This is a genomic window from Agromyces larvae, from assembly GCF_022811705.1.
Taxonomy (GTDB): domain Bacteria; phylum Actinomycetota; class Actinomycetes; order Actinomycetales; family Microbacteriaceae; genus Agromyces; species Agromyces larvae.
In genome coordinates, this window is record NZ_CP094528.1 from 234,932 (window position 1) to 258,068 (window position 23,137).

Genomic DNA, 23,137 nt, shown 5'->3' on the forward strand with positions numbered 1-23,137 from the left:
CGGCCGATCGGCCGGACGTGAACGACGCTCTCGACCGCCGCGGCATCGATCAAGCCGAAGCCGGGCGCATGCAAGGAACCGCGCATCTCCCCGACGACGTTGACGGAATGCGTCACGGCGGGCTGGTGGTTCCTTGCGCCGACCGCCGTCTCCGGTGTCGATCCCTCGCATTTCGGAGGGAGACGCTTTGCCCGCCGGGTGCACCTCCGATTGGGTGCAGGAACAGGTTGACTCGAAGGAGAGCGTGAGGATGACGAACCGGACGAGCGGGACGAACGGACACGAGTCCGGCGGGGGCGTGAGCAGGCGAGGATTCCTGGGGGTGGGCGCCATCGGCATCGGCCTCGGTCTCACCGGCGCCGAGTGGGGCCCATGGCCGGGCGCGGCGGTCGGCGCCGCGCGCGCCGACGACACCGCGCCGCTGAGGTTCGCCGTCTTCACCGACACCCACGCCAACCTCGAGGAGACGGCCATGCTCGCGAACCTCACCCGCGTGTTCGCCGCCGTCGAGGCGGAGAACCCCGACTTCGTGCTGCACTGCGGCGACATCACCGACGCCGGTCGGGAATCGGACTTCGAAACGTACCGGTCGTTGATCCCGGCCCCACTGTGGGACCGCATCCGCCACGTCCCGGGTAACCACGAGATCCGATGGGACATCACCGCACGCGAGCGGTACCAGCGCTGGTTCGGCCCCACGAGCTACAGCTTCGACGCCGGCGGCGTGCACTTCGTCGCGCTCGATCCCACGCAGGCGCTGCAGGAACCCGGGCTCTTCTCCGACGACCTCGCGTGGATCCGCGACGATCTCGCCGCGGCCGGTGACACCCCCTCGATCATGTTCCTGCACTATCCGCTCGGCGACCGCAACTTCTTCGTCAACGATGCCGACGAGTTCCTGCGCACGATCGACCCCTTCCCCGTTCGCGGCATCTTCGCCGGGCACATCCACCGCAACGAGGTCGACCGGTTCAACGGCCTGACCCAGGTGGCTGCGGTCACGAGCCGGCAGGACCCCTTCTATCTCCGTGTCACCGAGCGGCGGGATGCCTCGGGCCGGGCGTTCGTCGTCGAGCTGATCACGCTCGGCGCGACCGACGCCGACCCCGTCGCGATCGACCTGCTCGCCGAGATTCCGCTCGACTCCGCCACCGGTGAGGGCATCGGCGAGCTGCGCCCGAAGGTGCGCTCGAACCGCGACGTGGTCGACGTCACCGCGGGCCGCGCCCGGGCCGCCGTGCGCGCCGAAGCGCAGGTCTACCCGCAGGGCGTGTTCGGCGCCGCGAACGCGGGCGACTGGACGCCGCTCGGCACGCGAGGCGGGTCCTGGCACGGCGAACTCGACGCCGCCGCCCTCGCCGCAGGCGTGCACCGCGTGCAGGTGCGGGCCTTCGACGAGTCGGGTTCGTTCCGGTACGAGACGGCGACGTTCGAGCGGAAATCCGGTCACACGTCACCGGGTCCATGGGAAGTCGAGATCGGCGGTCAGCTCCAGGGTGCGCTCGCGGCCGCGGGCGACACGGTGGTGGCCGTCTCGACCTCGGGCACCGTGGCGGCGGTGCGGATCGGCCACGGGCGCAAGCCGCGCACAAGCTGGACCGCGCAGCTCGGCCCCATCCACCGCGGCGCCGCGTTCTCGACCGACGCGCGCACGGTCTACGTGCCGAGCGCCGATCACACGCTCACCGCGCTCGGCGCCGACGACGGGCGTCGGCGCTGGAGGACCGACCTCGCCCGACCCGTCATGTCCACGCCGGCGGTATTCGACATCGGCGGCGAGGATCGCATCGTGGTCGCCGCGGGCGACCGGCTCCACTGTCTGGATGCCGCAGGCGGAACCGTGTGGACCTCGGAGGTGCCGGGGATGGCGGCAGGACGAGCGACGTCCGACGGATTCCGCGTGTTCATGGGCGGTGGTGATGGCCGTGGTCACGCCTACGACCTCGCGACCGGCGCCCATCTCTGGTCGATCCTCACGAACGATCGGGTCGACACGTACCGGCAGCTCATCTATGGCCCGTGGGACGACTGGACGCAGGTGCTGCCGACCGGGGCGGTGCTGTTCAGCACCGTGACCGATGCGATCGCCACGGACCCGGCGACGGGCGCCGAGCTCTGGCGGCTCGCGGGCGGCTACCTGCTCGCTCCTGGCCGGGTGCTCGACGAGTCGAACCTGCTGCTGGCGACCGAGTGGGGCGTCGTCGAGCTCGTCGACCCGGCGACCGGCGCCAAGCGCTGGAGTTCGCAGGCAGTGCCCCGCCTCGTGAACACCGGTCCCGTGCCGCATGCGAAGTCCGCATCGGTCTGGCTGGTCGGAGCGGGCGGACTCGTCGTCTCGGTCGACGCCGCGAGCGGCGCAGTCACCTCCGAGCGGCAGCTCTTCACGGCGAACACCTTCTCGCAACCCGTGATCGTCGGCGACACGTTCGTCGTCGGCGCGCAGGACGGCGTGCTGCGAGGCATCCGGATCTGAGGGTGCGGGGGAACTACGCCGCGGGCGCCTCGGCACGTACGAGACGCCCGGCACGCTTGACGGATTGCAGGGTGACGCCCACGTCGGCGTGCTGCAGGCCGGGGAGCCCCCCGATCGTGTCGGAGATGAACCCGTACAGTGCCGCGTCGGAATCGAGCGCGACCTCGCCGCACAGGTTGCGATCGCCGGTCGTGGCCGAGATCATCAGCACCGATGGATGCTCGGCGAGCAGTTGACCGGCGCGGCCCAGCTGAGTCGGGTTCACGCTGAGCGATACGAACGCGTTCACCGGGAGGCCGATGCGTGCCGGCTCGACGACCGTGCGCATGCGGAGCGCTCCCGACAGCATCATGCTCTCGGTGTGCCGGCGGACGGTGACCGGGCTCGCATCGCACAGTTCGGCCAGCCGCTGCCAGCCGAGCCGACCGTCTTCGGCGAGCGCAGCCGCGATGCGGTCGTCGAGGGCGTCGGTGGGGGCCGGTCCGTCGGGTATCGGATCGTGCCACGGATCGAGGCGCTGTGCCCGGAGCTGTTCGACCTCGTCACCGGTGAGGAGCGACGGGAGCCAGCTGTGCGGCGTGGCGAACCGTCGGATCACCTGGTTGCTCCACACCGCGAGTACGCCGTCGAGGGCGGGGAGGTGCGCGAGCGTGAGCGCGAGCAGATGCTCGTTCGAGGTGTAGCTGATCTCGGCGACGCAGTCCACGCTGCCGGTGACGAGCTTGACCGAGCCGCACTCCGGCCACGCGGCGAGCCGCTCGGCCGTGCGATGCACCTCGCCCGGCCGGCAGCGCAGGCGGACGAACAGCGATCGGGTGCGCCGAGTCGCCTCGCCGTCGAGCACGCCGATGACCCGAGCCGTGCCGGTGGCGATGAGGCGGGTCACCCGGCGGGAGACCGTCGCTTCCGAGGTGAAGACGACCTCGCTGATCTGCGCGTTGGTCGCGCGCGGACTCGCGAGGAGGGCGCCGACGATGCGCCGGTCCAGTTCATCCATAGGCTGCGTTCAATCGAGGGGGCGACAGTGCGGGTTTCTTGCATTCCGAAGTAGTTTGCCATCGATGCCACTCGAATGGGGGGCAAGATCGCAGCACCGTCCGTTGACCGGCCGAAGTCGTCCGGTCAGCACGGTGCACCGCACCCCCATCACACTGAGGAGTGACGTACATGGCTCATCTGCACACACCGCTGTTCGCAGCATCCGTCGCGACCGTCGCCGCCATCGCCCTGCTCGCCGGCTGCACCTCCGGCGGCGATACCACCGAAGAGCGCCAGGCCGCCGCCGGATCGGTGACGTTCTGGACCCCCCAGACCACACCCGAGCGACTGGCAGCGCAAGAGGCCGTCGCCGCGGCGTTCACGGAGGAGACCGGCATCGAGGTCGAAGTCGTGCCGATGGCCGGCGCCGATCAAGACCAGGCGCTCGTCACGGGCGCCGCCTCGGGCGACGTGCCCGACGTGATCCTCCACGCCTCGGCGCAGACGGCGGCGTGGAACTCGCAGGGGCTGCTCGACACCGAGGCGGCAGCAGCCACGGTCGACACGCTCGGCGCCGACACGTTCAACCAGCACGCGCTCGAGGCGGTCACCGTCGGCGGCGAGGTCGCCGCCGTGCCGAGCGACGGATGGAGCCATCTCATCGTCTACCGTGCCGACCTCTTCGAGCAGGCCGGCGTCGAGGTGCCGGGGAGCGTCGCCGAACTCGCCGCGGCCGCGACGACCATCAAGGAACAGCTCGGCGTGACCGGACTCGCGTTCGGTACCCAGGCCGGCAGCGCGTCGGCGACCGAGGGAATCCAGTCGCTCTTCCAGAGCGCCGGCTGCGAACTCGTCGACGACGGTGAGGTCACGATCGACTCCGATGCGTGCGTCGACGCCGCCGAGCACTTCCTCGAGCTGCGCAACTCCTCGGTCGCCGGAGACTTCGACGCGACGAGCGCACGCGCCGCCTACCTCAACGGCGACGCGGCGATGCTGCTCTTCTCGACGCACATCCTCGACGAACTCGCGGGGCTCGACGAGGCGAACCCCGTGACCTGCCCCGAATGCGGTGCCTCGCCCACGTTCCTCGCCGACAACTCCGAGTTCATCACCGTGCTCGACGAGGACCACCCGGCCCAGTACGGCGCAGTGCTCAGCTACGGCATTCCGACGGGGGCGAACACCGCTGCCGCGCAGGCGTACATCGAGTACGTGCTGAGCACCGGCTACGTCGACACGCTCGCCGTGGCGACCGAGGGCCGCATCCCGCTGCGCAACGGCACGGCCGATAACCCGACCGAGTTCATCGAGGCGTGGGGGCAGCTCGGCATCGGTGCGGCGCAGGAGAAGACGACCGCAGAGCTCTACGGCGACGAGTTCGTGTCGCAGATGGCCGACGGCATCAACTCGATCTTCCTCTGGGGGATGGGCACCGACGATGCAGCGATCGCCGGTCTCGTCTTCAGTCAGGGTGTGCTCTCGGGGCAGATCGAGCAGCTGTACAACGGCACGAGTGCCGCCGAGGTGACCGCCGCCATGAGGCGGGCCGTCGAGGACGTGCAAGCAAGCCTGTGACGACCGCCAGCCATCCCCGTCGGGCGCGGCAGCTCAGCCGCGCCCGACGGGACAACCGCAACGGACTGCTCCTCACCGCGCCGACGTTCGCCGTCGTGCTGGTCGCGTCGATCATTCCGCTCATCCTCGTCATCGTCTTCGCGTTCAGCGAGATCCGCCTCGTCGACATCCCGCGGTTCGGCACCGAGCCCATCGAGTGGTCGCTCGACAACTTCGCTCGGGCGCTCGACAATCCGGCGTTCTGGCAGGCGATGTGGACCACACTGCTGTTCGCGACGCTCACCATGATCGGTTCGGTGGGCGTGGGGCTCGCGCTCGCGCTCGCCCTGCGCCGGCCGTTCCGCGGGAGGGGCATCGTACGGGCGCTGCTGCTCGTGCCGTACGTGCTGCCGATCATCGCGGCGGTCACGATCTGGCAGACGATGCTCAACCCGCAGTACGGCCTCGTGAACGCGTTCGGGCGAGCCGTGCTCGGGTGGGAGGCGCCGATCGGGTTCCTGAACACGACCACCTCCGAGCTCTGGGGCATCCCGATTCCGCTGTCGCTCCTCGTCGTGGTGCTCTTCGAGATCTGGCGGTCGGCCCCGCTGGCGTTCCTGTTCATCACGGCGCGGTTGCAGGGGGTGACCCCGGGTATCGAGGAGGCCGCCGCCCTCGACGGGGCGAACGGCCGGCAGATCACGATGCGGATCGTGATGCCCCAGTTGAAGGGGGTCATCCTGCTGCTGCTCCTGCTGCGGTTCATCTGGACGTTCCAGAGCTTCAGCGAGGTCTACCTGCTCACCGAGGGTGCCGGCGGCACCCAGGTCATGGCGCTCAAGGTCTACACCGAACTCATCACCCGGGCTGACATCGGCAGCGCGGCCGCGTACGGCCTGCTCATGAGCGTCATCCTCATCGCGCTGCTCGCCGTCTACGTCGTGCTCGCGCGACGGAAGGTGGATGTCGAATGACGCGCAGACGCTCGCCGCTCGCCCCGCGGCCCGCGGCGCAGGTCGGCCGCTTCGTGCTCATCGCGGTGGCCCTCGTGCTCTCGATCGGGCCCGTGATCTACGGCATCCTGCTGTCGCTGCGGCCCTACTCGGCGGTGGTCCAGAATCCGCTCGACCTGTTGCCGTCGTTCGACGAGCTCGACTTCTCGGCGTTCGCGACCGCGATGCTCGACGAGTCGCAGGGTGGGTTCGGTCTCGGCAGATTCGTCGTGAACTCGCTGCTCGTGGCGATCGGCACGGTCGTGCTCTCGATCGTCGTGTCCATCTTCGGCGCGTACGCGGCCGCGCGGCTGCGCTACCGCGGCCGGGGCATGATGAACGCGATCATCCTCGGCGTCTACCTGTTCCCCGGCATCGTGCTCTCGGTGCCGCTGTTCGTGCTGCTCGCGCGGGCAGGGCTGACGGGTTCGCTCGCCGGACTGTTCTTCGTGTACGTCGCGGCGACCGTGCCCGTGGCGATCTACATGATGCGCAACTACTTCCTCGCGCTGCCCGACAGCATCGAGGAAGCGGCGATCATCGACGGCGCCTCGCTGCCCCGCATGCTGCGCAGCGTCGTGCTGCCGATCGCGCTGCCCGGAGTCGTCGCGACGGCCATCTATGTGTTCATGATCGCGTGGAACGAGTACTTCTACGCGCTCCTGTTCCTCGTGCAGGACCGCGACTTGTGGACTGCGCCGCTCGGCATCGCCCAGCTCAGCGACTTCAACGTGCCCGTGACCGTGCTGCTCGCAGGTTCGATCACGGTCACGCTGCCCGTGATCGTGCTGTTCTTCCTCGCGCAGCGGTACCTCGTCGACGGCCTGACGGCCGGAGCGGAGAAGTGATGGCCGTGCAGCGGATCGCGATCATCGGCGCCGGTGGCCGGGGCCGCGATGCCTACGGTCGCTGGGCCATCGAGCATCCCGATGAGGCGCGCATCGTCGCGGTCGCCGACATCGACCCGGCGCGACGAGGTGCGCTGGCGCGCGCTGCCGGTGGAGCGGCGGAGTACGGCGATTGGGCGGACCTCGTCGCAGAGCTCGGCGAGCTGGCGGTCGACGGCGTGGTGATCGCCGTGCCCGACGCGCTGCACGTCGACGTCGCGATCGCCGTCGCCGACCAGGGCGTGCCGTTTCTGCTCGAGAAGCCTGCGGCACCGACGCTCGCCGAACTGGAACGGCTCGCGGCCCACCAGGGCCGGGTGTCCGCGCGCCTGGCGATCGGCCACGTGCTGCGCTTCACGCCGTTCTGGCGCAGTGTCAAACGGATCGTCGACTCGGGCGCGATCGGGCGGCCCATGACGATCGAGGTGCGCGAGAACATCGGGTTCTGGCACTTCGCGCACTCGTATGTGCGGGGCAACTGGCGACGCACCGATCTGTCGAGCGCGATGGTGCTGGCGAAGACGTCGCATGACCTCGACCTCATCCGGTGGATCGCGGGCAGCGCGCCCGAAACGGTCTACAGCGTGGGCGAGCTGTCGTGGTTCCGCCCCGAGAACGCGCCGCAAGGGGCGCCCGACTTCTGCCTCGACGGCTGCCCGGCGGCCGATGGATGCCCGTTCTTCGCACCCCGATACTACGTCGACGCGCTCGCCGAGGTGCACGGGCACCCCGTGCACCTGCTCGGCAGCGATACGTCGAGTGCCGGCCGCCTCAGGTCGTTGCGCACCGGCGACTACGGTCGCTGCGTCTTCCGCAGCGACAACGACGTCGCCGATCATCAGCAGACCGTGATCGAGTTCCCCGGCGGGCTGACCGCGTCGCTCACCGCGTCTGCGTTCACGGCGGAGAACACGCGGAACGTGGCGATCACCGGCTCGGAAGGGCAGCTGACCGGCCACATGGAGAGCGGCGAACTCGTCGTCGACCTGTTCTCACCGCTCGGGAGACTCCCCGGCGGGCTGCCGATCGCCGAGCATGAGCAGACGGCGAAGCCGCCCATGGGGCATGCCCGCCATCGCATCCGTGTGGCCATGCCCAGCGAGCAGCTCGGCGACCACGCCGGTCACGCGGGCGGCGACGCCGCGCTCATGGCCGAGTTCGTCGCCGCGCTCGGCCGCGGCACGGTGGGTACCGGCGAACTGTCGTTCGCGACCGCGCTCGACAGCCACTTGATGGCGTTCGCGGCCGAGGAGTCCCGCTTGACCGGCAGCCGCGTCGATTTCGCGGCCTGGGTCGAGGGCATGGATATCTCGGGTCGCGCCGATGCGGCGGCCGGGGCCGGTTCGTGAAGCGGCCGGCGGACTTCGCCGAGGCGGTGCTCGGCGTCGTCGCCCGCAGCGGCGGCGACGGCGCACGCGTGCGGGTCGAGGAGATGGCGGCCGGCGCAGGCGATGCCGCAGCCGGCGGCTTCGAGGCATCCGGTGGGCTGCTCACGCTCCGCGGCACCGACGCGGTGGCCGCGGCGAGCGCCTACGCGCGCTACCTGCACCTGCAGGGGCGGCGCATCACCTGGGAGGCGCCGACGCTGGTTCCGCCGTTCCGGGCTTGGCCGGATGCGCCGGCCACGTCCTTCGGCACGCCGTTCGCGATCCGATATCACCTGAACGTCGTGACGCACGGCTATTCGACCCCGTTCTGGACGTGGGAGCGGTGGGAGCGGGAGCTCGACTGGATGGCCCTGCATGGGGTCACGCATCCGCTGGTCCTCACCGCGTACGAGGTCGTGCTCGAGGAGACGCTGCGACGCTCGGGCGTGGGCGAGGCCGAGGCGCGCGCGTGGGTCGGCGGGGCGCCGCACGTGCCGTGGATGTCGATGGGCGGCATGCACGACTTCGGCGGGCCGCTGCCGGGGAGCTGGGGCGAGCGCCGGGTGCGCCTCGCCCGGCGGATCCTCGCCCGTGCGCGCGAACTCGGGATGATCCCGGTGCTGCCGCTGACCGGCGGTCACGTGCCGCGCTCGCTCGCGGGGCCCGACGCTCCCGAGATCGAATGGCAGGGGTGGCGCACTCCGGCCCTCGACCCGTCGTCCGACGCGTACGCGGCACTGGTGCGCACCTTCCTCGGCGTCCAGCGCGAAGTCCTCGGCGACCCCGGACCGAACCCCGTGATCGCCGTCGACCCCTACATCGAGTCGGTGCCTCCCTCGGGCGACCTCGCCGCGCTCGCAGCCGCGGGCGGCGGCGTGCACCGGGCCATCGCGGCGGCCGCCCCGGGGGCGACCTGGCTGCTGCAGGGCTGGCCGTTCCACTATCACCGCGCGTTCTGGACCTCCGAGCGCATCGACGCCTACCTGTCGGAGGTGCCGGACGAGTCGCTGCTGCTCATCGACCTCTGGGGCGAGCACGCGCCGATGTGGCGGGGCGGCATGCACGGGCGGCGGTGGCTCTGGACGGCGGTGCACAACTTCGGCGGCCGGTTCGCCCTGTTCGGCGATCTCGACGGCCTCGCCCGAGATGTCCTGGAGCTCGCGTCCGAGCGCCCCGCGCGACTCGAAGGCGTGGGCCTCGCCCCCGAGGCGATCGAGAACAACACCGTCTATTACGAGCTCGCGACCGATCTGGTGTGGGGGCCCGTCGATCCGTCGACCTGGGTCGACGAGTTCGCCGTGCAACGCTACGGTCTCGACGACGAGCGCGCACGCGTCGCGTGGCGCCTCCTCGCCTCGACGCTCTACGCGCCCGGCCGGACCCGCTCGATCCCGTCCCCGGTCATCGCGCGTCCGTGGCACGCGGCGGCACCGTTCGCCGCGCAGCGGCTCGCAGGCGAGGCGCTGCCCGAACCGGCACGGATGTCGGCGAACATCGACGCCGAGAACGATCCGGCGGTGCTCGGCGACCTCCCGCGCATCGCCCGGGCCGCACGGGAGCTCGCGGCGATCTCCGACCTCGCGCCGCAGCGCCGCGCGCTCGAGCACGACGTCGCCGAGCTGACCGGGCACGTGCTGGCCCAGCAGGCGCGGGTGCACATCCGGGGCATCCTCGCGGCTGTCGCCGCGCGCGACCCCGCGGGCGTGCACGACTGCCTGGAACGACTGCGCGCCGACCTGCTCGACCTCGATGCGCTCGCCGCAACCGTCCCGTCCTCGCGGGTGGAGACCTGGCTCGATGCCGCCAGGGCGTGGGCCGAAACCCCCGAGGAAGCGGCGATCATGGAGCGCGACGCCCGCAGCCTCGTCTCCGTATGGGGGCACCAGTCCAGCGGGCTGCACGACTATTCGGGGCGCCACTGGGCCGGGCTCGTGAGCGGGCTCTACCTGCCGCGCTGGCAGGCCTGGGCCGAGTGGCTCGCCGAGGCGGCCGGACGCGGGGGTTCGCCCGACGTGGAGGTGCTTCGCGAGCGCGTCGTCGCGATCGAGGAGAACTGGCGTGCCGGCGGCCCGACCGCGACCGCGCACCGGCCCACGGACGGGCAGGCCGACCCCGTCCAGACTGCGCTGGCCGTGCTGACTCGGATCGGGTACTGAACGCGACGTAGGCTGGCGGCATGGTCACCGAAGCCGTCATCGTCGACGTCATCCGCACTCCGGTCGGCCGGGGCAAGCCCGGCGGGCAGCTCTCGGGGGTGCATCCGGTCGACCTGCTCGCGGGTGTGCTCGACACGCTCGTGAACCGCAACGATCTCGACTCGGCGCTCGTCGACGACGTCATCGGCGGGTGCGTGAGTCAGGTCGGCGAGCAGAGTTACAACATCACCCGCAACGCGGTGCTCGCGGCCGGGTTCCCCGAGCACGTGCCGGGCACCACGATCGACCGGCAGTGCGGGTCGAGCCAGCAGGCCGCGACGTTCGCCGCGCAGGCGGTGCTCGCGGGTCAGGCCGACATCGTCATCGCGTGCGGTGTCGAGTCGATGAGCCGGGTGCCGCTCGGATCGAGTGCGCAGGGCGCCGACCCGTACGGGTCGCGCATCCGCACGCGCTACCCCGACGGGCTCGTGAACCAGGGCGTGTCTGCCGAGCTCATCGCGCAGAGGTGGGGCTTCGCGCGCGACGAGCTCGACGCGTTCGCCGCCCGGTCGCACGAGCTCGCCGCCGCGGCGGGGGAGTCGGGCGCCTTCGCGACCGAGGTGGTGCCCGTGCCCGGCGTCGACTCGCTCGTCGACGAGACCGTGCGCCCCGGGACATCGGTCGACTCGCTCGCGGGCCTCAACCCGGCGTTCCGCACCGATGCCCTCGCCGAGCGCTTCCCCGAACTCGAGTGGCGCATCACGCCGGGCAATTCGTCGCCGCTGACGGACGGGGCATCCGCAGCGCTCATCATGAGCGCCGACGCGGCCGAGAAGCTCGGGCTGGAGCCGCGCGCGCGGTTCCGCGCGTTCTCGGTGGTCGGCAGCGATCCGCTGGTCATGCTCACCGGCGTGATCCCCGCGACCGCGCGCGTGCTCGACCGAGCCGGGCTCGCGCACGACGACATCGACGCGTACGAGGTCAACGAGGCGTTCGCGTCGGTTCCGCTCGCCTGGCTCGCCGACACCGGCGCGGATGCGGCGAAGCTGAACCCGCGCGGCGGGGCGATCGCGCTCGGGCACGCGCTCGGGTCATCCGGCACCCGGCTGCTCACGACGCTCGTGAACCAGCTCGAGGCGACCGGCGGCCGCTACGGCCTGCAGACCATGTGCGAAGGGGGCGGCATGGCGAACGCGACGATCATCGAACGCATCTGACCCCCACCCATCGCTCGCCGAGCCGGTCGACGCGAGGAGCGTCGAACCCCGCTTCGACCGGCTCAGCGGGCCTTTCGAGAGGACCCATCGATGGAACTGAACGGCCGAGGAGCGATCGTCACCGGCGGGGCGTCGGGGCTCGGTCGCGGCACCGCGCAGGTGCTCGCGGCAGCGGGTGCCGAGGTGGTCATCGTCGACCTGCCGACCGCGCCCGGCGATCACGTGGCCGCCGAGCTCGCGGATGCCACGGGCGGCAGCGTGCGGTTCGCCGCTGCCGACGTCACCGACGAGGCATCCGTGCAGGCCGCGATCGACCTGGTGCGCCGGCGCGCGCCGTTGCGCGTGGCCGTGAACTGCGCGGGCATCGCGACCGCCGGGCGTACGGTCGGCCGCGAGGGGCCGCTCGATCTCGCGGCGTTCGAGCGCACGATCCGGGTGAACCTGATCGGCACCTTCAACGTGGCGCGTCTCGCCGCAGCCGCGATGGCGGCGAACGACCCGGTCGAGTCGCAGGCGCTGCCCGGGGTCCCCGACACCGCCGAGCGCGGCGTCATCGTGAACACCGCGTCGGTCGCGGCCTTCGACGGGCAGATCGGGCAGGCCGCGTACGCGGCGTCGAAGGGCGGTGTCGCGGCGATGACGCTGCCGCTCGCGCGCGACCTGTCGAAGCTGCTGATCCGGGTTGTGACCATCGCCCCCGGCATCATGCGGACGCCGATGATGGCGGGCATGCCCGACGAGGTGCAGCGCTCGCTCGAGGAGCAGATCCCGCATCCGTCGCGCATGGGCACCCCGGCCGAGTACGCCGCGCTCGTGCGGCACATCGTCGAGAACCCGCTGCTGAACGGCGAGACGATCCGCCTCGACGGGGCGATCCGCATGCAGCCGAAGTAGCGGGCCCCGTCGTGGCGTTCGTCAGCGGGCGACGGATGCCTCGCGGCGCGCGCCGCCCGCCCGCCAGGCCTTGACGGCGCCGTCGATGACGTTCCAGATCGCGGCGGCGATGAAGGCCGTGACGATGAGCGGGACGATGACCTCGTCGGAGTCGCCCCACGGCCACCCCATGGCGTCGAGCGCGTCGGGGTTGACGAGCTGCCCGGTGAGCAGCAGCCACAGCGCGGGCACCGTGAATGCGACCTGCAGGGCGAGGTTCGCGAGCGCGAGCCACCAGGTCCAGCCCCAGGCGTAGATCGCCACCGAGAACGCCGCCGTCACGGCGATGAGCACGAGGAAGTACGGCAGCCAGAAGCTCCACAGCTCGGGGTTCAGCAGCGGCATGCCGCGGCCGTCGAGGATCACCCCGCCGAACTGCTGCCACACGATGAGGCCGGCGAAGACCGCGAGCCCGACGAGGGACGCGACGAGATCGCTCACCCGGTGCGGCCGGACCTCGTCGGGCAGTTGCGGAAGCCGGTCGACCGTCCACGGCTCGTCGATGCCGCGCTGCCCTTCGGCAGCGGGGGTGCGCTCGAGCACCGCGAACACGAGCGTCGTCCAGAACGCGAGGTGCACCGCGGTGGTGAGGGTGACCGACACCACGGTGCCGATGGCTTCGCCGACGGTCGCGCCCGTGAGCAACTGCACGAACACCATGACGGCGGCGATGATCGGCAGCACGATCGCGGCGAGCAGCTTCAGCAGCCGCCACCAGACGAGGTAGTAGCGCGGCCCGATGAGGAAGAACGGTCGGTCGACGTACGCGGCGGCGAGCGCGCCCGGGTCGCCGAGGTCGGTGAGCGCGGCGCGCTCGGCGTCGGTTGCGTCGTGGCCCTGATCGACGAGCGCGTCGACGGCGTCGCCGATGCGCTCGCGCAGTTCGCGTTGCAGGTCGGCTCGCTGGGCCTCGGGGACGTTGCGTGCGGCGGCCCACACGTAGCGGTCGGTGAGGGATGCGGCGGTCATGATTCGTCTCCATCGGTGGGGTCGGTGAGGCGCGAGATCGCTCGATCGATCAGGTGCCATTCGTCGGTGAGTGCGGCGGCGAGCTGCTCGCCGTCGGGGCTGGTGCGGTAGAACTTGCGGGGCCTGGCCTCATCGGTGTTCCACTCGCTGGTGAGCAGGCCCTGCTTCTCGAGTCGGCGCAGCAGCGGGTACAGCGTGTTCGCGTCGACCGCGATGCCGATCGCGTCGAGCGACTCGAGCAGTGCGTACCCGTAGTCGGGCGTGCGCAGTCGGATGAGGCACGCGAGCACGACCGTGCCGCGGCGCAGCTCCTGCACGTGGCCCGCGGTCGTCTCGTCTCGGAGGTTCATGACTCACACGATACTGTGCGACACACACTATTGCAAGAGAAACATCACAGTAACGGATGTCGCGGGCTCGCGACATCCGTCCGCGTCGAGCCGTTACTGCTCGGCGTGGGCCTCGAGGAAGGCGTAGACCTCGGCGTCGTCGACCCCCGGGAAGGTGCCCGACGGCAGCGGCGACAGCACGTGCGCGTGCAGGCGCGCACTCGGCCACGCCTGCCCGGCCCAGCGTTCGGCGAGCGTGTCGGGAGCCCGCCGGCAGCACGACTCGTCGGGGCAGTGCGACTCGGCACGCACCGTCGTCTCGCGCCCGCGGAACCACTTCGCCTGGTTGAACGGCACGCCGACGGTGATCGAGAACTCCGTGGCATCCGTGCGCCCGGTCTGCGTGGCGCACCAGAACGTGCCCGCCGGGGTGTCGGTGTACTGGTAGTTCTCGGTGGTGCGGTTGGTGTGCTCGATCGCGCGGCGCGCGCTCCACCGCTTGCACACCCACTGCCCCTCGATCGAGCCGGTCACGTCGGTCGGCAACGGGATCCCGTCGTTCTCGTACCCCTTCAGCAGCGCGCCGTCGCCGTTCACCCGCAGGAAGTGCAGCGTCATGTCGAGGTGCACCGTCGCGAGATTCGAGAACCGCAGCGCGGCCGCCTCGTGGGTCACGCCGAACGCGTCCCGGAAATCCTCGATCGCGAGCCGCTTCTCCTTCTTGGCCTGCGACAGGAACGCGACGGATGCCTCCTGCGGCATGAGGCACGCGGCCGCGAAGTAGTTGATCTGCAGCCGCTGCCAGAGGAACTCGTCGTAGCTCGCGGGCGGCTGGTGGCCGAGCAGCCGGTGCGCCATCGCCTGCAGCGCCATCGAGCGCAGACCGTGGCCGCCGGGGATCGACGCCGGCGGCAGGTAGATGCGCCCGTTCGCGAGGTCGGTGATGGACCGCGTCGAGCCGGGCAGGTCGTCGACGTAGATGAGCTTGAAGCCGAGCCGCTCGGCCATCACGCTCACCTCGCGGTGGGTCAGGGCACCCGAGCGGTGCCCCGAGGCGCGCACCTGCTCCTCGGCGAGCTCCTCGATGTCGGGCAGGTGGTTGTCGCGGGCGCGCATGCGCTCGCGCAGCTCGGTGTTGGCGCGGCGCGCCTCCTCGGGCGTGGCGATCGCCTCGCTCGCGCGGCGCTGCAGTTCGCGGTGCAGGCCGACGATCGCCGCGAGCGTCTCGTCGCTGATGCCGCGGCCGGGCCGCACGGGCGGCAGGCCGAGGCTCTGGTACAGCGGCGACGCCTGTGCTCGCCCGAGTTCGAGCTCGAGCGCCGCGCGCGGGCTCGGGGCTTCGCGCGCGAGCAGGTCGGCGAGCTGCACGTCGAGGGCGGCCGCGAGGGCGTCGAGCGTCGACAGCTTCGGCTCGCGCTTGCCGTTCTCGATGAGCGAGAGCTGGCTGCCGGCGAGCCCGACCAGTTCGCCGAGCTGGTCGAGGGTGAGTCCGCGCTCGCCGCGGAAGTGGCGGATGCGGTGGCCGAGCGTCGCGAGGTCGGGGGTGCCTGCCTTCATGGCTTAACGGTATCGAAAGATCACCAGATCTTTCGAGCAGAATCGGCCTATCGGATGTCACGATCTGACGGATTCTGGATGCAACGAACCATCCCGGGGCATCCACCCGGTCGATCGAAGGGCTCGATGATGACGATCTCCGACCTCAGCGCCGGCACCGGCGCATCCGAGTACGACGGCCGCGAGGCATCCGCCCTTCGAGAGGCGGGCCTTCGAGAGGCGGGCCTTCGGGAGGCGGGCCTTCGACAGGCCGCCCTTCGACAGGCTCAGGGGGCGGCCGGCACCACCGACCGCGCGCTCGCCGCCTGGGTCGCCGAGATCGCCGCGCTCACCCAGCCCGACGAGATCGTCTGGTGCGACGGTTCGCTGCAGGAGGCCGACCGCCTGACCCGGCAGCAGGTCGCCGAGGGCAAGCTGATCAAGCTGAACCCCGAGTGGCGGCCCAACAGCTACCTCGCCCGCACGGACCCGGGCGACGTCGCCCGCGTCGAGGACCGCACCTTCATCTGCTCGACCTACGAAGAGGATGCCGGCCCCACGAACAACTGGCGCGACCCGCGCGAGATGCGAGACGAGCTCCACGGCGTGTTCGCCGGCTCGATGAAGGGTCGCACGATGTACGTCGTGCCGTTCTCGATGGGCCCGCTCGGCGGCCCGATCTCGCAGCTCGGCGTCGAGATCACCGACTCGCCCTACGTGGTGCTGTCGATGGGCATCATGACGCGCATGGGCGAGCAGGTGGTCCGGCTCATCGAGCAGGGCGAGCCGTGGGTGCGCACCGTGCACTCGGTCGGGTACCCGCTCGTCGACGCCGTCGGGCACCGGCGCGCCGAGGTCGACTGGCCCTGCAACGAGACGAAGTACATCGTGCAGTTCCCCGACTCGCGTGAGATCTGGTCGTACGGCTCGGGGTACGGCGGCAACGCGCTGCTCGCGAAGAAGTGCTTCGCGCTGCGGATCGCCTCGGTCATGGCGCGCGACGAGGGGTGGCTGGCGGAGCACATGCTGCTCATCAAGATCACCTCGCCCGAGGGCAAGGCGTACCACGTGGCTGCGGCGTTCCCGTCGGCGTGCGGCAAGACGAACCTCGCGATGCTGCGCCCCACGATCCCCGGCTGGAAGGTCGAGACGATCGGCGACGACATCGCCTGGATGCGTCCCGGCGAGGACGGCCGGCTCTACGCGATCAACCCCGAAGCGGGGTTCTTCGGCGTCGCGCCCGGCACGGGGGAGTCGACGAACCCGACCGCGGTGCAGACGCTGTGGGGCAACACGATCTTCACGAACGTCGCGCTGCGACCTGACGGCGACGTCTGGTGGGAGGGGCTGACGGATGCTCCGCCCGCCGAGCTGACGGACTGGGAGGGCCGCCCGTGGACGCCCGATTCGGGTCGCCCGGCGGCGCACCCGAACTCGCGGTTCACAGTGGCCGCGGCGCAGTGCCCGCAGATCTCCGACGACTGGGACGCACACGACGGCGTGCCGATCGACGCGATCCTGTTCGGCGGGCGCCGGGCGACGAACGTGCCGCTCGTCGCCGAGGCCCGCAGCTGGAAGCACGGCGTGTTCATGGGCGCGACGATCTCGTCGGAGAAGACCGCCGCGGCCGAGGGCACGGTCGGCGAGCTGCGCCGCGACCCGTTCGCGATGCTGCCGTTCTGCGGATACAACATGGCCGACTACTGGGGTCACTGGGTGAAGATGGGTCGCATCCTGGGCGAGCAGGCGCCGAAGATCTTCCAGGTGAACTGGTTCCGCAAGGGTGCCGACGGGTCGTTCCTCTGGCCCGGGTTCGGTGAGAACTCGCGTGTGCTCGAGTGGATCGTCGGCCGCATCGAGGGCACGGCCGACGCCGTGGAGGAGCCCATCGGCCTGCTGCCCGCACCCGGCTCGCTCGACCTCGACGGTCTCGACCTGTCCGACGAGACGGTCGCGCACCTCTTCGACGTCGACCCCGCGTCGTGGCTCGCCGAGTGCGACCTCACCGACGAGTACTTCGCGCAGTTCGGCGACCGGGTGCCGGCGGCGCTGCGCGCCGAACTGGCGAGCCTGCGCTACCACCTCGAGCGGGCGACGCAGTCGTAGCGTTCGACGGAGGCGCCGGGTCGCGGCGACTCCGGCACTGATGCGCCGGTGGCATGGGCAACCTGTGGACCGCCCACGAGATATGCCACACGCGCATCAGTGCCGGAGTCGCCCGGACCGAGGGTTCCCGGGTCGGTGATCGACTCCCGGCTGCGGGACGTGACGGATGCCCCGGTGGCGTGCACGGGAAGGCGCGCCCCGGGGCACCCGTGTCTTCGCCCGCCGACCGCGCACGCGCGCCGATGGCGGGGCGGCGGCGGTTCGCCGCCGCCGACGCGGGTCGCGCCGGTACCGTGGCCCCGAGGGGGACGCATGGAGTTCGGCGAGGCCATCCAGACGGTCGGCGAGATCATCGACGTCGCCGGCGTCGTCGCGATCGTGGTCGGCGTGCTGTACGCCTTCGGGGATGCCGCGGTGCGGGCGGTCGGCCGTCGCGGGCCCGTGTACGTGCGATTCCGGCGCGTGCTGGGGCGGGCGATCCTGCTCGGGCTCGAGCTGCTCGTCGCGGCCGACATCGTCAAGACCGTCGCCGTCACGCCCACGCTCGACTCGGTGATCGTGCTGGCGATCATCGTGCTCATCCGCACCTTCCTCAGTTGGTCGCTGGAGCTCGAGATCGCGGGTCGATGGCCGTGGCAGCGCCGCACCGCCGGCGACGAGGCCGAACCGTCAGTCGCACCGCGCGCGGCCGACCCCGCCTGACCGCCCGCATCGTCACCACGGCACGGGCCCGGCGTCGTCGAAGAACCCGCCGGTCGGCCCGTCGGCGGGCAGGGTCGCGAGACGGATCGCGATGGCCGCACCCTGCTCCGGCGTGCGGTCCCCGCTGAAGCCGTTGAGGTCGGTGGCCGTGAAACCCGGGCAGCCGGTGTTGATCAGGATGCCCGTATCGCCCAGTTCCTTCACGTACTGGATCGTGAGGGCGTTGAGGAAGGTCTTCGAGGCCAGGTACGCGGCGGGGACCGGCCCCAGGTCGACGCCGGATGCCGTCTGCAGCGCGAGCGAGCCGACGCTGCTGGACATGTTGACGATCCGCGGAGCGCCCGAGGCGCGCAGCATGGGCAGCATGGCGTTCGTGACCCGGACGACCCCGATCACGTTGGTCTCCACGACGGTGCGCACGGTCGCGGGGTCGACCGTGCTCGGGGTCTGCGGCATGCCGCCGACGATCGCGGCGTTGTTGACCAGGACGTCGAGCCCGCCCGCGTGCCCGGCGATGAACTCGGCCGCCGCGGCCACGCTGGCGTCGTCGGTCACGTCGAGCGGCACGCCGAACGCGTCGGCCCCCGCCGCGCGCAGTTGCTGCACCGCGGTGTCGCGGCGTCGCCGATCCCGCGCGCCCACGCCGACCCGCCAGCCGAGCGCACCCAGGCCGGCCGCGATCTGGTATCCGATTCCCTTGTTCGCGCCGGTCACCAGCGCGATCGTCGCCGTCGAGGTGATGCTCTGCGGGCCCGGTGAAGCCGAAAGCCTGCTCCGCAACGGGCGCGCCGACGTCGCGCTGCTCCAGCGGCCCTACGATCCGGCGGCCGGATTCGACACCGAGGAGCTGCGCACCGAGCCTCAGGTCGTGGTACTGCCGGCGGGGCATCCGCTCGCCGGCCGGGACCGCGTGTCGGGGGCCGAGATCGACGCTCTGACGGACCTTCCCCTGCCGCGCTGGCCTCGAGTGGACGGCAGCTATCCCGACGGCCCCGGCCCGAAAGTGCGCGACCTGACGCAGTTGACCCAGTCGGTCGCGCTCGGCCTGACGTGCGCGCTCGTGCCAGAGTCGCTCGGGGCCCGGCTCCGCGGCGATCACGCCGTCGTGCCCGTGCCCGACGCTCCGGCCGTCACCACCGTCATCGCCTGGCCGCCGCACCGCCGGACCAGGGCCGTCGCCGATCTGGTCGGTGCGGCGGTGCAGCTCTGACCGGCCCTACACGTCCGGGCGCGCGCCGAGCTCGCGGTCGATCGTGCGCAGCACGATCTCGGCTCGGCCGGGGTCGTGCCGGTCGTGGACGACCGATTGGGCGTTCAACCCGTCGATGATGCCGACGAGCAGCCAGGCGATGGCGTCGGCGTCGACATCGGCGCCGAACTCGCCGTCGGCGATGCCGTCGCGCACGATCCGGGCGACCTGCGACTGCCAACCGTCGGCGACCGCGCGCACCGCGGCGGCGAGCGCGGGATTGCGGCGGCCGAGGCTCCACGCGTCGACCCACACCGCGGTCACGTCGTCGCGGGCGGGGTCGAGGGCGGTCGCGACGAGCGCGCGCACTCGGGAACGGGCGGATGCCTCGCCGGCGCCGGTCACGAGCTCGACCACGTCGGCGAGCTCGTCCGTGGTGATCGCGCGGAAGGTCTGGGCGACGAGCTCGTCCATGCTCGGTTCGTAGTGGGCGACGAGCGCGGGGGCGACGCCGACGCGTGCCGCCACGGCGCGGAGCGTGACCGCGACGAGCCCGCCGTCGAGGGCGAGCGCGCGAGCGGCGTCGCGGATCTCGGCGGCGCGCTCGGCGGGGGATTTGCGTGCGGCTCGCGGCCTCGTGGCATCCGGCACTGCGACTCCTCGCCTGTTGACAAGCTGGAACGATCCCGCCTAGCCTGACACGTATTGATCAAGTGATCAATAGCGTGACGGGAGGAACCGTGACCGACGAGCCGATCGCCTCACCGGGCTGGCGCATGCCCGCCGAGGCGGCGCCGCACGAGCGCATCTGGATGGCGTTCCCGCGGCCCAACCAGACCCTCGGCGGCACCGTGCTCGAAGCCGAAGCGGCGTACGCCGCCTGGACGGCGGTCGCACACGCCGTGCTCGAGTTCGAACCCGTGACGATGGTCGTCGACCCCGTCGAACGCGATCGGGCGCGGCGCATGCTGAGCGCCGAGGTCGAACTCGTCGAAGCGCCGCTCGACGACTTCTGGATGCGCGACATCGGCCCGACCTTCGTCGTGAGCGACGGCGGCGAGCTCGGCGCCGTCGACTGGACGTTCAACGGCTGGGGCGCCCAGCCCACCGCCGCCTGGGAGCACGACGCGCTGATCGGCCGATTCGTCGGCGAACGCTCAGGCGCCGCGGTCATCGCGTCGCGGCTCGTCAACGAGGGCGGCGCGATCCACGTCGACGGCGAAGGCACCGTGCTCGTCACCGAGACCGTGCAGCTCGACCCGCACCGCAACCCCGGCGCGACCAGAGCCGATGTCGAGGCCGAGCTCGCCCGCGCGATCGGCGCGACCCACGTGGTCTGGCTCCCGCGCGGGCTCACCCGCGACTACGAGCCGTTCGGCACCCGCGGGCACGTCGACATGGTCGCGGCGATCCCGAGCCCCGGCACGCTGCTGCTGCACGAGCAACCGAACCCCGAGCACCCGGACCACGCGGTCATGCGCGAGCTGCGCCGGTTCCTCGAAGGCGAGACGGATGCCTCGGGCCGCCCCTGGCGCATCGTCGACGTGCCGGCGCCCGAGACCCTGCGCGACGCCGAGGGATTCGTCGACTGGAACTACCTGAACCACCTGCCCGTGAACGGCGGCGTGATCGCCTGCGGCTACGACGAGCCGCGCGCCGATGCGCGGGCGCGCGAGATCCTCGGCGACGCGTACCCCGGCCGCACCGTCGTGACCGTCGACGCGCGCGAGATCCTCGCCCGCGGCGGCGGCATCCACTGCATCACCCAGCAGCAGCCGGCGGTCGGCGGGTGAGCGGGGCATCCGGGGCATCCGTCTCGCTCGTCGAGGCATCCCTCGCCGACCTGGCGGCCGCGCTCGAAGCCGGCCGCACCACGAGCGTCGAGCTCGTCGCCGGCTACCTGAACCGCATCGGCCGGTACGACCGCCATGGGCTCGCGCTGAACGCCGTGCCGGTGCTCAACCCCGACGCGTTCGCCGAGGCGCGCGCGTCCGACGCTCGCCGTGCGCGCGGCGAGGCGCTCGGGCCGCTGGACGGCATCCCGTACACCGCGAAGGACAGCTACCAGGTGCGCGGGCTCACCGTCGCGGCCGGATCGCCCGCGTTCGAGCACCTCGTCGCGGGCGCCGACGCGTTCGCGATCGAACGGCTGCGCGCCGCCGGCGCGGTCTGCCTCGGGCTCACGAACATGCCCCCGATGGCGAACGGCGGCATGCAGCGCGGCGTCTACGGGCGCGCCGAGAGCCCGTACAACCGCGACTTCCTCGCCGCCGCCTACCTGTCGGGCTCCTCGAACGGCTCGGGGGTGGCGACGGCCGCATCGCTCTGCGCGTTCGGACTCGGCGAGGAGACCTGGTCGAGCGGCCGCTCGCCCGCCTCGAACAACGCGCTCGTGGCCTACACGCCCTCGCGCGGGGTCATCTCGGTGCGCGGCAACTGGCCGCTCACCCCCACGATGGACGTCGTCGTGCCGCACACCCGCACCGTCGACGACCTGCTCGCGCTGCTCGACGTCCTCGTCGTCGACGACCCCGACACCCGGGGCGACTTCTGGCGGTCGCAGCCGTGGGTCGAGCTGCCGCCGGCGTCGGCGATGCGGCCGGGGCCGCCCGGGGCATCCCGCTCGTTCTCGATCGCGGTGCCCGACCCCGCCGCGTTGCGGGGCCGCCGGTTCGGCGTGCCGCGGATGTTCCTCGGCCGCGATCATGAGATGGCGTGGCAGATCGTGCCGCGTCTGTCGATGCTCGAGTTGTTCCACCGCGCCCGCGCCGACCTCGAGGCGCAGGGCGCCGAGGTCGTCGAGGTCGACTTCCCGGCGCTGTCGAACTCCGAACGCGACCGGCCGGGCGCCCGCAACGGCGTCGACCGGGGCATCCTGCCCGCCCGGTTCTTCGACGCCGAGATGTGGGACCTCACGACCTGGGCGTGGAACGACTTCCTCGCCATGAACGGCGACCCCGCGCTCGATCGGCTCGCCGACGTCGACGGGTCGCTCATCTTCCCGACCCCGACCGGGGCGATCGCCGATCATGTGCGCGGCGCGTTCGACGAGTACAACCTCGACCTCGCCGAGTACCCGGTGCGCGCCGCCCGCCCGGGTGTCGAGGGCGGCCTCGTCGACCGCTTCGAGGACATCCCCGATCTCGCCGACGGGGTGCGCGGGCTCGAGGAGTTGCGCCGGCTCGACCTCGAGTCCTGGCTCGACGAGCAGGGGCTCGACGCGCTGGTCTTCCCGACCGCGGTCGACGTGGGCCGGGCCGACGCCGACGTGAACCCCGCTTCGCACGAGCGCGCGATGGCGAACGGCGTGTGGGTGTCGACCGGAAACACGATGATCCGCCACTACGGCGTGCCGACCGTGACCGTGACGATGGGGCTGCTCGCCGACCTGCGGATGCCCGTCGGCCTCACGTTCGCCGGCCGCGCCTACGACGATGTGGCGCTGCTGCGGTACGCCTGGGCGTACGAGCGCGTGAGCGTGCGGCGCGTGCCGCCGCCCTCGACCCCCGAGCTCGCCGGGCATGCCGGGTGCGACCGGGCCGGTCGCGCCCCCGGTTCGGGCGCGGCGCCGCGGCTGACGCTCACGGCATCGGTGTCGGATGCGCCGGGCTCGGCGTCGGATCGGCCGGGTTCGCTGCGCGTGCGCATCACGGGCGAGACGGATGCCGCGAGCCTGCGCCTCTTCGTCGACGGCGTCGCCGTCCCCGTCGACCGCGACGGTGCTGCGTTCACCGCGTCCGTCGAGTCGCCCGCCGAGGAGTTCGCGC

General features: G+C 71.7%; 18 protein-coding genes and 1 pseudogene. 13 read left to right on the top strand and 6 right to left on the bottom strand.

What is annotated here, in order from left to right:
* Positions 1-322 precede the first annotated feature (322 nt).
* The gene (locus MTO99_RS01025; RefSeq protein WP_243556200.1) at positions 323-2,473 is read left to right on the top strand and encodes an outer membrane protein assembly factor BamB family protein; all 2,151 of its coding nucleotides are present in this window, start codon (positions 323-325) and stop codon (positions 2,471-2,473) included.
* Positions 2,474-2,486: 13 nt separating this feature from the next.
* Here the strand turns inward: MTO99_RS01025 and MTO99_RS01030 are convergent, their stop codons facing one another.
* A complete protein-coding gene (locus MTO99_RS01030) occupies positions 2,487-3,470 on the bottom strand; it encodes an Lrp/AsnC family transcriptional regulator (protein WP_243556202.1) in 984 nt (327 codons plus the stop codon).
* 170 nt (positions 3,471-3,640) lie between these two features.
* Here MTO99_RS01030 and MTO99_RS01035 point away from each other — a divergent pair, with 170 nt between their 5' ends.
* The 7 genes from MTO99_RS01035 to MTO99_RS01065 all read left to right on the top strand — a co-directional run bounded on the left by MTO99_RS01035 (position 3,641) and on the right by MTO99_RS01065 (position 12,500).
* A complete protein-coding gene (locus tag MTO99_RS01035; RefSeq protein ID WP_243556205.1) occupies positions 3,641-5,029 on the top strand; it encodes an ABC transporter substrate-binding protein in 1,389 nt (462 codons plus the stop codon).
* Entirely contained in the window at positions 5,026-5,982 is a 957-nt protein-coding gene (locus tag MTO99_RS01040) for a carbohydrate ABC transporter permease (protein WP_243556207.1), read from the top strand. The genes MTO99_RS01035 and MTO99_RS01040 overlap by 4 nt, the downstream gene beginning before the upstream one ends.
* Positions 5,979-6,848, top strand: a complete 870-nt coding sequence (locus MTO99_RS01045; protein ID WP_243556208.1) for a carbohydrate ABC transporter permease — start codon at positions 5,979-5,981, stop codon at positions 6,846-6,848. The genes MTO99_RS01040 and MTO99_RS01045 overlap by 4 nt, the downstream gene beginning before the upstream one ends.
* Complete coding sequence (locus MTO99_RS01050) at positions 6,848-8,236, top strand: Gfo/Idh/MocA family protein (protein ID WP_243556210.1); 1,389 nt, start codon at positions 6,848-6,850, stop codon at positions 8,234-8,236. Before MTO99_RS01045 ends, MTO99_RS01050 begins: the two co-directional genes overlap by 1 nt.
* The gene (locus MTO99_RS01055; RefSeq protein WP_243556212.1) at positions 8,233-10,410 is read left to right on the top strand and encodes an alpha-N-acetylglucosaminidase TIM-barrel domain-containing protein; all 2,178 of its coding nucleotides are present in this window, start codon (positions 8,233-8,235) and stop codon (positions 10,408-10,410) included. The genes MTO99_RS01050 and MTO99_RS01055 overlap by 4 nt, the downstream gene beginning before the upstream one ends.
* A 20-nt stretch (positions 10,411-10,430) precedes the next feature.
* Positions 10,431-11,606, top strand: a complete 1,176-nt coding sequence (locus MTO99_RS01060; RefSeq protein WP_243556214.1) for a thiolase family protein — start codon at positions 10,431-10,433, stop codon at positions 11,604-11,606.
* 90 nt (positions 11,607-11,696) lie between these two features.
* Positions 11,697-12,500: an SDR family NAD(P)-dependent oxidoreductase gene (locus MTO99_RS01065; protein ID WP_243556216.1), complete on the top strand. Its 804-nt coding sequence runs from the start codon at positions 11,697-11,699 to the stop codon at positions 12,498-12,500.
* A gap of 21 nt (positions 12,501-12,521) precedes the next feature.
* Here the strand turns inward: MTO99_RS01065 and MTO99_RS01070 are convergent, their stop codons facing one another.
* The 3 genes from MTO99_RS01070 to MTO99_RS01080 all read right to left on the bottom strand — a co-directional run bounded on the left by MTO99_RS01070 (position 12,522) and on the right by MTO99_RS01080 (position 15,394).
* Positions 12,522-13,508, bottom strand: a complete 987-nt coding sequence (locus MTO99_RS01070; RefSeq protein WP_243556217.1) for a permease prefix domain 1-containing protein — start codon at positions 13,506-13,508, stop codon at positions 12,522-12,524.
* A complete protein-coding gene (locus MTO99_RS01075; protein ID WP_243556219.1) occupies positions 13,505-13,858 on the bottom strand; it encodes a PadR family transcriptional regulator in 354 nt (117 codons plus the stop codon). Before MTO99_RS01075 ends, MTO99_RS01070 begins: the two co-directional genes overlap by 4 nt.
* 93 nt (positions 13,859-13,951) lie before the next feature.
* Positions 13,952-15,394 carry a helix-turn-helix transcriptional regulator gene (locus MTO99_RS01080; RefSeq protein ID WP_243556221.1) on the bottom strand — a complete coding sequence of 481 codons (1,443 nt, stop codon included), beginning with the start codon at positions 15,392-15,394 and terminating at the stop codon, positions 13,952-13,954.
* Positions 15,395-15,472: 78 nt separating this feature from the next.
* Between MTO99_RS01080 and MTO99_RS01085 the strand changes: the two genes are divergently transcribed.
* Both MTO99_RS01085 and MTO99_RS01090 read left to right on the top strand, forming a co-directional pair.
* Entirely contained in the window at positions 15,473-17,479 is a 2,007-nt protein-coding gene (locus MTO99_RS01085; RefSeq protein WP_243556223.1) for a phosphoenolpyruvate carboxykinase (GTP), read from the top strand.
* A gap of 312 nt (positions 17,480-17,791) precedes the next feature.
* A complete protein-coding gene (locus tag MTO99_RS01090; RefSeq protein WP_243556225.1) occupies positions 17,792-18,181 on the top strand; it encodes a DUF1622 domain-containing protein in 390 nt (129 codons plus the stop codon).
* A gap of 12 nt (positions 18,182-18,193) precedes the next feature.
* Here MTO99_RS01090 and MTO99_RS01095 read toward each other — a convergent pair whose 3' ends face one another.
* Positions 18,194-18,895: an SDR family NAD(P)-dependent oxidoreductase gene (locus MTO99_RS01095; protein ID WP_243556227.1), complete on the bottom strand. Its 702-nt coding sequence runs from the start codon at positions 18,893-18,895 to the stop codon at positions 18,194-18,196.
* On the opposite strand from MTO99_RS01095, the gene MTO99_RS01100 reads away from it, so the two are divergent.
* Positions 18,879-19,391, top strand: a complete 513-nt coding sequence (locus tag MTO99_RS01100) for a LysR substrate-binding domain-containing protein (protein WP_243556229.1) — start codon at positions 18,879-18,881, stop codon at positions 19,389-19,391. The two genes, MTO99_RS01095 and MTO99_RS01100, sit on opposite strands and share 17 nt — an antisense overlap.
* A gap of 6 nt (positions 19,392-19,397) precedes the next feature.
* On the opposite strand, the gene MTO99_RS01105 is transcribed toward MTO99_RS01100, so the two are convergent.
* Positions 19,398-20,021 carry a TetR/AcrR family transcriptional regulator gene (locus tag MTO99_RS01105; RefSeq protein ID WP_243556231.1) on the bottom strand — a complete coding sequence of 208 codons (624 nt, stop codon included), beginning with the start codon at positions 20,019-20,021 and terminating at the stop codon, positions 19,398-19,400.
* Between the two features lie 125 nt (positions 20,022-20,146).
* On the opposite strand from MTO99_RS01105, the gene MTO99_RS01110 reads away from it, so the two are divergent.
* Both MTO99_RS01110 and MTO99_RS01115 read left to right on the top strand, forming a co-directional pair.
* Positions 20,147-21,163: an agmatine deiminase family protein gene (locus MTO99_RS01110; protein WP_243558875.1), complete on the top strand. Its 1,017-nt coding sequence runs from the start codon at positions 20,147-20,149 to the stop codon at positions 21,161-21,163.
* A pseudogene (locus MTO99_RS01115) lies at positions 21,160-22,884 on the top strand (amidase); the annotation flags it as partial. The gene MTO99_RS01110 and the pseudogene MTO99_RS01115, both read left to right, overlap by 4 nt.
* Between the last annotated feature and the right edge of the window lie 253 nt (positions 22,885-23,137).

What these genes read in the sequence shown, in the direction of transcription:
- MTO99_RS01030 (WP_243556202.1), bottom strand. Translation starts at nt 3,470, where the DNA reads ATGGATGAACTGGACCGGCGCATCGTCGGCGCCCTCCTCGCGAGTCCG.
- MTO99_RS01035 (WP_243556205.1), top strand. Translation starts at nt 3,641, where the DNA reads ATGGCTCATCTGCACACACCGCTGTTCGCAGCATCCGTCGCGACCGTC.
- MTO99_RS01045 (WP_243556208.1), top strand. Translation starts at nt 5,979, where the DNA reads ATGACGCGCAGACGCTCGCCGCTCGCCCCGCGGCCCGCGGCGCAGGTC.
- MTO99_RS01050 (WP_243556210.1), top strand. Translation starts at nt 6,848, where the DNA reads ATGGCCGTGCAGCGGATCGCGATCATCGGCGCCGGTGGCCGGGGCCGC.
- MTO99_RS01060 (WP_243556214.1), top strand. Translation starts at nt 10,431, where the DNA reads ATGGTCACCGAAGCCGTCATCGTCGACGTCATCCGCACTCCGGTCGGC.
- MTO99_RS01065 (WP_243556216.1), top strand. Translation starts at nt 11,697, where the DNA reads ATGGAACTGAACGGCCGAGGAGCGATCGTCACCGGCGGGGCGTCGGGG.
- MTO99_RS01070 (WP_243556217.1), bottom strand. Translation starts at nt 13,508, where the DNA reads ATGACCGCCGCATCCCTCACCGACCGCTACGTGTGGGCCGCCGCACGC.
- MTO99_RS01075 (WP_243556219.1), bottom strand. Translation starts at nt 13,858, where the DNA reads ATGAACCTCCGAGACGAGACGACCGCGGGCCACGTGCAGGAGCTGCGC.
- MTO99_RS01080 (WP_243556221.1), bottom strand. Translation starts at nt 15,394, where the DNA reads ATGAAGGCAGGCACCCCCGACCTCGCGACGCTCGGCCACCGCATCCGC.
- MTO99_RS01085 (WP_243556223.1), top strand. Translation starts at nt 15,473, where the DNA reads ATGCAACGAACCATCCCGGGGCATCCACCCGGTCGATCGAAGGGCTCG.
- MTO99_RS01090 (WP_243556225.1), top strand. Translation starts at nt 17,792, where the DNA reads ATGGAGTTCGGCGAGGCCATCCAGACGGTCGGCGAGATCATCGACGTC.
- MTO99_RS01110 (WP_243558875.1), top strand. Translation starts at nt 20,147, where the DNA reads ATGCCCGCCGAGGCGGCGCCGCACGAGCGCATCTGGATGGCGTTCCCG.